At 72.2% G+C, this 9,054-nt stretch carries 12 protein-coding genes; 10 read left to right on the forward strand and 2 right to left on the reverse strand.

Annotation, left to right across the window (positions count from 1 at the left end):
- Positions 1-447, forward strand: a 447-nt coding sequence (locus I003_RS33555) for a non-reducing end alpha-L-arabinofuranosidase family hydrolase (RefSeq protein ID WP_037721936.1), incomplete at its 5' end; no start/stop codon positions are given.
- Positions 448-758: 311 nt separating this feature from the next.
- Here the strand turns inward: I003_RS33555 and I003_RS0128200 are convergent.
- Both I003_RS0128200 and I003_RS0128210 read right to left on the reverse strand, forming a co-directional pair.
- Complete coding sequence (locus tag I003_RS0128200) at positions 759-1,034, reverse strand: hypothetical protein (protein ID WP_027774547.1); 276 nt, start codon at positions 1,032-1,034, stop codon at positions 759-761.
- A gap of 238 nt (positions 1,035-1,272) precedes the next feature.
- Positions 1,273-1,533, reverse strand: a complete 261-nt coding sequence (locus I003_RS0128210; RefSeq protein WP_027774548.1) for a hypothetical protein — start codon at positions 1,531-1,533, stop codon at positions 1,273-1,275.
- A 331-nt stretch (positions 1,534-1,864) separates the two neighbouring features.
- Between I003_RS0128210 and I003_RS0128215 the strand changes: the two genes are divergently transcribed.
- The 9 genes from I003_RS0128215 (at position 1,865) to I003_RS0128250 (ending at position 8,732) form a co-directional block, all read left to right on the forward strand.
- Positions 1,865-2,128 (forward strand): hypothetical protein, encoded by a 264-nt coding sequence (locus I003_RS0128215; protein WP_027774549.1) that lies wholly within the window; start codon positions 1,865-1,867, stop codon positions 2,126-2,128.
- Positions 2,129-2,243: 115 nt separating this feature from the next.
- Positions 2,244-2,483: a hypothetical protein gene (locus tag I003_RS36255; RefSeq protein ID WP_158689035.1), complete on the forward strand. Its 240-nt coding sequence runs from the start codon at positions 2,244-2,246 to the stop codon at positions 2,481-2,483.
- Positions 2,480-3,127 (forward strand): ABC transporter permease, encoded by a 648-nt coding sequence (locus I003_RS35825; protein WP_027774550.1) that lies wholly within the window; start codon positions 2,480-2,482, stop codon positions 3,125-3,127. Before I003_RS36255 ends, I003_RS35825 begins: the two co-directional genes overlap by 4 nt.
- 1 nt (position 3,128) lies before the next feature.
- Positions 3,129-4,370: an ATP-binding cassette domain-containing protein gene (locus I003_RS33560; protein WP_051368570.1), complete on the forward strand. Its 1,242-nt coding sequence runs from the start codon at positions 3,129-3,131 to the stop codon at positions 4,368-4,370.
- On the forward strand, positions 4,367-5,185 hold the full coding sequence (locus I003_RS0128230) for an ABC transporter permease (RefSeq protein WP_078564501.1): 819 nt from the start codon (positions 4,367-4,369) through the stop codon (positions 5,183-5,185). Before I003_RS33560 ends, I003_RS0128230 begins: the two co-directional genes overlap by 4 nt.
- Before the next feature lie 35 nt (positions 5,186-5,220).
- The gene (locus tag I003_RS0128235; protein ID WP_051368572.1) at positions 5,221-6,231 is read left to right on the forward strand and encodes a glycine betaine ABC transporter substrate-binding protein; all 1,011 of its coding nucleotides are present in this window, start codon (positions 5,221-5,223) and stop codon (positions 6,229-6,231) included.
- Between the two features lie 190 nt (positions 6,232-6,421).
- Complete coding sequence (locus tag I003_RS0128240) at positions 6,422-6,652, forward strand: hypothetical protein (protein WP_486584435.1); 231 nt, start codon at positions 6,422-6,424, stop codon at positions 6,650-6,652.
- Positions 6,649-7,395: a peptidoglycan-binding domain-containing protein gene (locus I003_RS0128245; RefSeq protein WP_027774554.1), complete on the forward strand. Its 747-nt coding sequence runs from the start codon at positions 6,649-6,651 to the stop codon at positions 7,393-7,395. The genes I003_RS0128240 and I003_RS0128245 overlap by 4 nt, the downstream gene beginning before the upstream one ends.
- Before the next feature lie 248 nt (positions 7,396-7,643).
- On the forward strand, positions 7,644-8,732 hold the full coding sequence (locus tag I003_RS0128250) for a MerR family transcriptional regulator (protein ID WP_037721986.1): 1,089 nt from the start codon (positions 7,644-7,646) through the stop codon (positions 8,730-8,732).
- The last annotated feature ends 322 nt before the right edge of the window (positions 8,733-9,054 follow it).

Genomic DNA, 9,054 nt, shown 5'->3' on the forward strand with positions numbered 1-9,054 from the left:
GGCCGGATCTACCGGGCGAGCATGCCCCTGGGGAACTTCCCCGGCAACTTCGGCTCCTCCTACACCACGATCATGACCGACTCGACGAACAACCTCTTCGAGGGGGTACAGGTCTACAAAGTCGACGGCCAGAACCAATACCTCATGATCGTCGAAGCCATCGGCTCGAACGGCCGCTACTACCGGTCGTTCACGTCCTCCAGCCTGAACGGTTCGTGGACCCCGCAGGCCACCAGCGAGAGCAACCCCTTCGCGGGCCGGGCGAACAGCGGCGCCACCTGGACCAACGACATCAGCCACGGCGACCTCGTCCGCACCAACCCCGACCAGACCATGACCATCGACCCCTGCAACCTGCAGTTCCTCTACCAGGGCAAGGATCCCGGCGCGGGCGGTCCGTACGACCAGCTCCCCTGGCGACCCGGCGTCCTCACCCTGCAGCGCTGAGGCCGCCCCGTCCACGGCGGTCACGAGGCGAACCGCCACCGGGCGGACGAGCGGTGGCGGGCGCGAGCGGTCCCGCCGTGTGACCGGTACCCACCGCCTCGGGAACCCCAGCCGCGGTGCGGCTGGGGTTCCCCGGCAGGGCCGGCCCCGCCGGGGGCACCGGTCGAACGGGCCCCGGAGGAGACGGATCGGGGCGGCACCGGACTCTGGCTGGTGACCGATGCCGCCCCGGCTGCCGACCATCCCCTTCAGAAAACCGCGCCCGGCCCGGAATGCGGGTGCCGGGGGCGGCAGACCGAAAAAGGACTGGCTCAGGCCTTCTCGCCCTGGTCCTGCTCGGCGCCCTCCACCTCGATGGTGACGGGGACGTTCTTCAGCTTGCCCTTCACGTGCGTTTGGACCTTGGCCTTGACGGAGTCCAGCTGCGACACCTGGACGCCCTTCGAGTTCTGCACGTTGCTGTACGCGAAGTCGCCCGGGCCGCTCTCGCTGATGATCACGACGTCGGCCATGGCGGCCGGGGCGGCTACGCCACCCAGTGCGACCGTCATCGCCGCCACGGCAGCCGCGCGTGCAATCTTCGTCATGGAAGTCACCTTTCTCGGTGTGGTATGTCATGATCTTCTCTACTAGAACGCTGAAGTGGTCAGCAGACCCCTCACCGTGTCACCGAGAACTTCCACTCATTTGCCGGGTATGACCGTCGCCGTGCCCTCGAAGGCCACCCCCATCAGGGGCTTCACCTGCGAAATGGTGATCACCCGCACTGCTCCGACCTGACGCCCGGCGCTGACGCCGAGGCTCACCGTCGCGGGTGACGCGCCTTCAGGAATCGTCGCAGTCGTCGCCGGACGTGCCGGACGAGACGGTCCGCGAGCCCGCCCCGCCGGAGGATCCGCGGAAACCCCCGGACCCGCTGGTGGTGCCGCCGGAGATCTTCGCGGGCGCCGCGGCGGCGACGGGGGTCATGGCGGTGGTCTCGCAGTCGTCGTCATCGCCGCAGCCGGTCAGTGCGCCGGCGGCGAGGGCCGCCGATGCGGCGGCGACGGTGACCGTGCGGATGCAACGAGCGGGGGACGTCGGCATCGGGGATCTCCAATTCCCGGCGGCGGGCCGCCGGTGCGCGTGGGTGCGTACGGGAGTCGGGGTCGAGACCCGCGGACGGGATCCTGGGGGACGCGCCTAACAGCGCTCTGAAACCCGCGCGCGTTCCGTGGCACGGTGGCTTCGGTGTTGTTCGGTCGGCAACCCGTCTTGTGGCGGCTCCGGCGGCGCCGGGAGAGGCCTGCGCGAGCGAGCTGCCGGAGGCGCTGGTCGCGCCGTGACCCCGGCGGTACGAGAGCGGCGGGGAGAGGCCGCAGTTGCCCTGCGAGCAACAGGGGTTGCCCCTGACGGACCGTACCTGCATGCTCACGTCATGGAGAGCGATCGTTCGTCGGACGTTCACCGCACCGTGGCCATCCTCTCGGCCCTGGGGTCGAAGGAGGCGACGGAGCGCGGCTGTCTCGGTGTCGTGGAGATCGCCGGACAGGCCGGCCGGGAGAAGAGCTTCCAGGGGCGGGTGAGGGCGGCGGTGAACGTCTCCGCGCCGAAGTACCGCATGCGGCGGGAGCTGGACGCCGCGGCCCGCGTGGCCGTCACCGCCGCCCGGCAGATATCGCAGGCCATGGCCGGACGCTGACCGGCCGGCCCGCCGGTCCGCCTCCCCTCACCCGTGCGCGGCACCGGCAGCCCGGCAGCCCTCCGGACCGGCAGGAAGCAGCTACGCGCCCCTCCACCTACAGGAGTCGTTCCGCATGATCTCCCGACCCTTTGCCTTCTTCAGTCCGGGCCTGCGGCTGGACGCCGACGGGATCGTCGCCGACCGCGGGCGCCGCAGCGAGCACGCCCGCTCGCGGATCGTCTCGCCCTGGGACATCGTCCGCCTCGACCTCGTCCGGTGGACGAGCTGGCCGCCTTCCTCGACGAGGCGTTCGCCACCGCACCCGCCGCCGCGCCGCTGTCGGCGACGGCCTGATCCGGCGGTGCGGCCATGACCTTCTCCGAATTCTTCGCCGACAACTGGACGGACGTGCTGGACGAGACCATCGCGCACGCGGTGCTGGTGCTGGAGGGTCTCGGGCTGGCCGTGCTCATCGGGGTGCCGCTGGCAGTGCTCACGTACCGTACGGGCGCGCCGCGCGCGGTCGTGCTGGGCGCCGCCGGACTCCTGCTGACCATCCCGTCGTACGCTCTGTTCGGTCTGCTGATCACGCCCCTGGGGCTGGGCAACGGGCCGTCGATCGTCGCCCTGACGCTCTACGCGCTGCTGCCCGTCATCCGCAACACGATGGTCGGCCTGCGCGAGGTCGACCCCGCGGTGACCGAGTCCGCCCGCGCCATGGGCATGGGGCGGCTCCGGATTCTCGCGGTCATCGAACTGCCGCTGGCCTGGCCGGTGATCATCACGGGGCTGCGGGTCGCGGCCCAGTTGCTGCTGAGCATCGCCGCCATCGCCGCGGCGGTGAACGGCCCGGGCCTCGGCAACCTCATCCTGGACGGCCTGGCCACCGCCGGCACCCCGTTCGCGGTCTACCTGACCATCGAGGGCATCGCGGCCATCGCGCTGCTCGCGATCCTCTTCGACCTGCTGTTCGCCGCCGTCAACCGACTCACCACACCACGAGGGCTCGGTGCCTGACATGACTCAGCCTGATACGACGCAACGCACCGCCGCCGAGACGCCGATGATCCGCCTGGAGAAGGTGAGCAAGCGCTACCCGGGGCAGCCCTCCCCGGCCGTCGACGAGCTGACCCTGGACATCCCGGCCGGCCGGATCGTGGTCTTCGTGGGCCCGTCCGGCTGCGGCAAGACCACCACGATGAAGCTCATCAACCGCCTCATCGAGCCCACCTCCGGCCGTATCCACCTGGACGGCCGGGACGTCACCCACGTCCCCGCGCCCGAGCTGAGACGCCGCATGGGCTACGCGATCCAGCAGGGCGGGCTCTTCCCGCACCGCACCGTCGCCGACAACATCGCCACCGTCCCCCGGATGCTCGGCTGGGACAAGGCGCGCGTCGCCCGGCGCGTGGACGAGCTGCTGGAGCTGGTCGGCCTCGACCCGGAGGTCTACCGGCGGCGCTACCCGCGGCAGCTCTCCGGCGGCCAGCAGCAGCGCGTCGGCGTGGCGCGCGCGCTGGGCGGCGACCCGCAGGTGATGCTGATGGACGAGCCGTTCGGCGCCATCGACCCGCTGAACCGGGAGGCGCTGCAGAACGAGTTCCTGCGCATCCAGGCCGAGTTGCGCAAGACCATCGTCTTCGTCACCCACGACATCGACGAGGCCGTGAAGATGGGCGACCACATCGCGATCTTCGGCGAGGGCGGCCGGGTACTGCAGTACGACACGCCCGAACAGCTCCTGGCGGACCCGGCCGACGGCTTCGTGAGCGACTTCATCGGCGGCGGTGCCGCCGTGCGGCGGCTCTCCCTCGCCCGCCTCGCCGATCTGCCGGTGCCCGGCTGGACCTGCATCGACCGGTCGGCGGACGCGGACGCCCGGGCGGAGGCGGCGGCGAGGGCGGAGGCGGCGGGCCAGGACTACGTGCTGGTCCTGGACGGCGACCGGCGGCCGGTGAGCTGGATGGCCGTCGGCTCATCGAAGCGTACGACGGGCGCGGGCGAGAGCCGTTCCGGCGGCCCGGGCCCGGGTCCGTCTCCCGGCGAGGAGGTGCCGGTGATCGGCACCCTGGGCCCACGTGACAGCCTCTTCGACGCGCTCGACCGCATGCTGTCGGTGAACTCCTCCGCGGTCGCCGTCGTCGACGGAGAAGGCCGCTTCCGCGGCGTGCTGGGGATGGACGCGATCCGCGAGCTGATGAACGAGGCCGCCCCCTCCCGCGGCACGGCGCCCGAGGCACAGGAGGTGCAGTCACCGTGACCGTTCCGCCCGTTCTCGCGGACGCACCCGCCCGGCCCCCGGAGGCCGGCGCCGGCCCGGTGAGCGACCGTGCCGGCGGCTCCGCGGTGGCCGCCGTCCTGCGGTACGCCGCCACCCCGGTCGTCCTCGGCGTGGTCCTCGCCGTGCTCGCCCTCTACGTCTCCCGGCAGGATCTGGACCTGATCGAACAGCGCAGCCTCAACTCCGAGTACCTGGTCAGCCGCACCGTGCAGCACCTGGAGCTCACCCTGCTGTCCACCGTGCTGATCCTGGCCGTCGCCCTGCCGCTCGGCGTCCTGCTGACCCGGAGCCGGGCGCGCCGCTTCGCCGGCCCGATCCTGGCCGTCGTCAGCATCGCGCAGGCGCTGCCGTCGATCGGCCTGATCGTGCTGCTCGCGGTCGGCTTCGTCAGCCTCGGCGTCACGCAGATCGCCCTGATCGCCTTCGTGGCGTACGGCGTGCTGCCGGTGCTGCGGAACACCATCGCCGGCCTGCAGCAGGTCGACGCGCCGGTGATCGAGTCGGCCCGCGGGATGGGGATGACGCCCGGCGGCATCCTGTGGCGGATCGAACTGCCGCTGGCCGCCCCCGTGATGCTCGCCGGCATCCGCACCGCCCTGGTGATCACCGTCGGCACCGTCGCGCTGGCCACGTTCATCGGCGCCGGCGGCCTCGGCGACGTCATCTCCAACGGCATCAACTCCAGCCGCACGCTGGTCCTGGTCACCGGCAGCACGCTGGTCGCCGTACTCGCCCTGTTCATCGACTGGCTGGCGGGCATCGCCGAGGACTTCCTGCGCCCGCGGGGCCTGTGACCCGAGACGAGAGACGGAGGCACATCGTGCTGCTGATGACCGGGCGCGGCGGGGGCAACGGGCGGCGACAGGCGGTACGACGCGGCCTCGCGGCGCTCTCCGCGCTGGCCACGCTCGCCGTCGCGGGCTGCTCGGCGAGGTCCGACGCCGCGTCAGTGAGCGCCGCCGAGCTGCGCGGCGGCTCACTGGCCGGGCAACTGGATCTGTCCGGGCGGCAGTTCACCGTCGGCTCCAAGGAGTTCACCGAACAGCAGGTGCTCGGCAAGATCACTCTCTACGCCCTGCGGGCCGCCGGCGCCAAGGTCAAGGACCAGACCGGCCTGAACGGCTCGGCGATCGTCCGCGAGGCGCTGGAGAGCGGCGAGGTCGACCTGTACTGGGAGTACGCCGGCACCGGCTGGACCCAGTACCTGGGGCACGACCGCCCGGTCCCCGGCGAGATGGCGCAACTGCGCGCCACCTCCCGTCAGGACGCCCGCGAGAACGGCATCCGGTGGCTGGGCCCGGCCCGCTTCGGGGACCAGTACGCCATCGCCCGCGCGGCGGACGCCCCCGGGCCCGCCGGCGAGGTGGACCGGCTCGGCCAGCTTCGCGAGCTGCAGGAGGAGCACCCGGACGAGCTGACGCTCTGCGGCGCCTCGGAGTTTCTGGACCGTGAGCTGACGCCCCTTCAGCAGACGTACGACCTGGACATCCCCTCACCGCAGGTCTACCAGAACGCGTTCGCGCTGAACTTCGTCAACGTCGCCAAGGGGAGCCCCTGCCGGTTCGCGGAGGTCTTCACCACCGACTCGCGCCTGGAGTCGCTGGGGCTGACGGTGCTGGAGGACGACCGGAACCACTTCACGACGGAACGGGCCGCCCTGACCGTCAGGGAGGAGACGCTGCGCGAGAACCCGCAGTTGCAGGAGCTGGCCAAGGCGCTGGGCGACGAGCTGACCGAGGACACCGTCATCGGCCTGCTCGACATGGTCGACCGCCAGGGGCGGACGGCCGACGAGGCGGCACTGCACTTCCTGCGCACCCACGGCTTCATCGGATCGTGAGCGACGCGCGCCGCCCGGCCCGGGGACGGCGGCGGCCCGGCCGCCCCCGCCGCAACGTGGGCGAGGCGCAGGGGGGTTGCCGCAGCGCGCAACCGCGGCGCTACCGGCGTGCGGTACCTCTGACGTACGCGAGAAGACGGCAAGGCGCGTGACTCAGCCCACGAAACCCCCACAACCGTCTGGAGACGACATGTCGCAACGACCATCCCGCCGAGGCTTCCTGGGGATAGCCGCGGCCGTGGCCGCCGCACCCGTGATCTGCTCCGGTCCGGCCTTCGCCGCGGACCCGCGCGAGCTGCCGATCGTGAACCGTCCCGGCCATCCCGGCGCGATCCATCCGCCCGGCGTCCTGCGGCACGCGCAGGAGGAGCCGCTCAACGCCACCGTCGACTGTGCGCTGACCGGGCGGAGGGAGCTGTGACCACCTTCGTCACCCGGTCCCAGTGGGGTGCACGCGCTCCGCAGAACACCAACAGCAACATCACGCCCCAGAACGGCGGGGTGACCATCCACCACGTCGACGCCGTCCACGTCGCCCGCGCGAACCATGCGGACTGCGCCGCCCAGGTGCGCGGGATCCAGAACTACCACATGGACAGCAACGGCTGGGCGGACATCGCGTACAGCCACCTGGTATGCGTGCACGACTACGTGTTCCAGGGCCGCGGGGAGAACCGCCGCACGGCCGCGAACGGCACCAACCCGGGCAACCAGAACTGGTACGCCGTCTGCGGCCTCGTGGGCGGGACCGCCGGCGACTACGACACCATCACCACCGGCCTGATCAACGCCTTCCGCTACGCCGTCAACCGGCTGCGCACGCAGGGCAATGCGGGCCCCGCCATCTGCGGCCACCGCGACCACCTGAGCACCGGCTGCCCGGGGAATCTCTACGCGAACGGCGTGCTCAACGGCGCGACGAACCCCGGCGGCGGCCCGCTGCCCTACCCCGGCGTCAACTTCCGCCAGCCGCCGACGTTCAGCCACGCGAGCGTGGCCACGTGGCAGAACCAGATGAACGCCCGCCACGGCTACGGCCTCGCCGCGGACGGCGCCTACGGCCCCAACTCGGATGCCGCGTGCCGGGACTTCCAGTCGAAGAAGGGCCTCACCGTCGACGGCATTGTCGGCCCCGCCACCTGGGGTGCCACCTTCCCCGGCTGACGGACCGCCTCCGCCCGCGCGTCCGTTGCCGGCGTGCGGAGTCCGGGCCCGAGGGGGACGTCCCCGCCGGGCCCGGACTCCCCGCAGCACGAGGTGCCACGGCCGGGCCGGGCCCGCGTGAGGGCTTCCCGGCGACACCGCCGGTCCCCTCCGGCGTACCCCCGGCCGCGTCACGCGCACCCCTTGACCCTCACGTGGCGTGATGCCTCACGCTCGTGGGCGTGGCAGAGCATCTGACGGTGGGGCGTGTGGCCGAGCTGGCGGGCGTGAGCGTACGCACGCTGCACCACTACGACGAGATCGGCCTCGTCCGGCCGTCCGCGCGGACCGCGGCCGGCTACCGGGCCTACGCGGCGGGCGACGTGGAGCGGCTGCGCGAGGTGCTCGGGTACCGGCGGCTGGGGTTCGGGCTGCGCGAGATCGCGGAGCTGGTCGACGACCCGGCCACCGACACGGTCGCGCACCTGCACCGGCTGCGCGGGCTGCTGCTGGCCCAGCGCGAGCGCGCCGCCGCCATGGTGACGGCCATCGACAGGGAGCTGGAGGCGCGGGCGATGGGGATCAGGACGACGTCGGAGGAACAACTGAAGGTGTTCGGACCCCAGTTGTACGAGCTCATCGGCTCCGCCTATCCGGCGACCCGGCGTACCGAGCCGCGGATCGCCGCGCGGATCTGGGAGGCGCTCGGCGATGCCCGGACGGTGCTGAACGTCGGCGCCGGCACCGGTTCATACGAGCCGCCGGACCGCGATGTCACGGCGGTGGAGCCGTCGGCGGTCATGCGGGCGCAGCGGCCCGCGGGGGCGGCGCGGTGCGTGGCCGCCGACGCGGAACGCCTGCCGTTCGCGGACGGATCCTTCGACGCGGCCATGGCGGTGAGCACCGTGCACCACTGGCCCGACCCGGTGGCCGGGTTGCGTGAGATGCGGCGCGTGGCGCGGCGGGTGGTGGTGTTCACCTACGACGCCTGCGACCCGGGCCGGCGCGAGCGGTTCTGGCTCACCCGCGACTACCTGCCCGAGTTCGCCGGCCTGCTCACCGACTGGCCCTCGCTGGCCGACCTGACCCGCGCGATCGACGGCCGCGCGGAGCCGGTGCTCATCCCGTGGGACTGCGCGGACGGCTTCTTCGAGGCGTACTGGCGCCGGCCCGAGGCGTACCTGGAGGACCACGTGCGCCGCGCGGTGTCGGTGTGGACCAGGGTGGGCCCCCGGGCGGAGCACAGGGCGGTGGCCGGCCTCCGCGACGACCTCGCCTCGGGCCGCTGGGCGGAGCGCAACCGCGACCTGGTCGCCCTGGACACGGCCGAACTGGGCCTGCGGCTGCTCGTCGCCTGACAGTGAGGATGTAGGTGAGCGTTCCCCGGCGGGGTCTGACCCAACGCCTGACTGACTCAGGGTCTTCAACGGGATCTGTCGGCCCTGTCCGGGGGACGTTCGCCTGCATCCGTCGGGCCGGGGGACGTGACTTCATAAGAGCCTGGCCAGAGGCCCCATCACTGTCTTGTCCGCCCTCCCGGCCGACGGGTGCCAACCCACCCGGTCGAATGGACAGGACGGCACACCCAACGATGGCACAGCACGAGGTCGAGGTCACCGGCGGCGTCGACACCCACAAGGACACCCACACCGCGGCCGCGATCGACTCGGCGGGCCGGGT

It is taken from the genome of Streptomyces sp. CNQ329 (assembly GCF_000482585.1).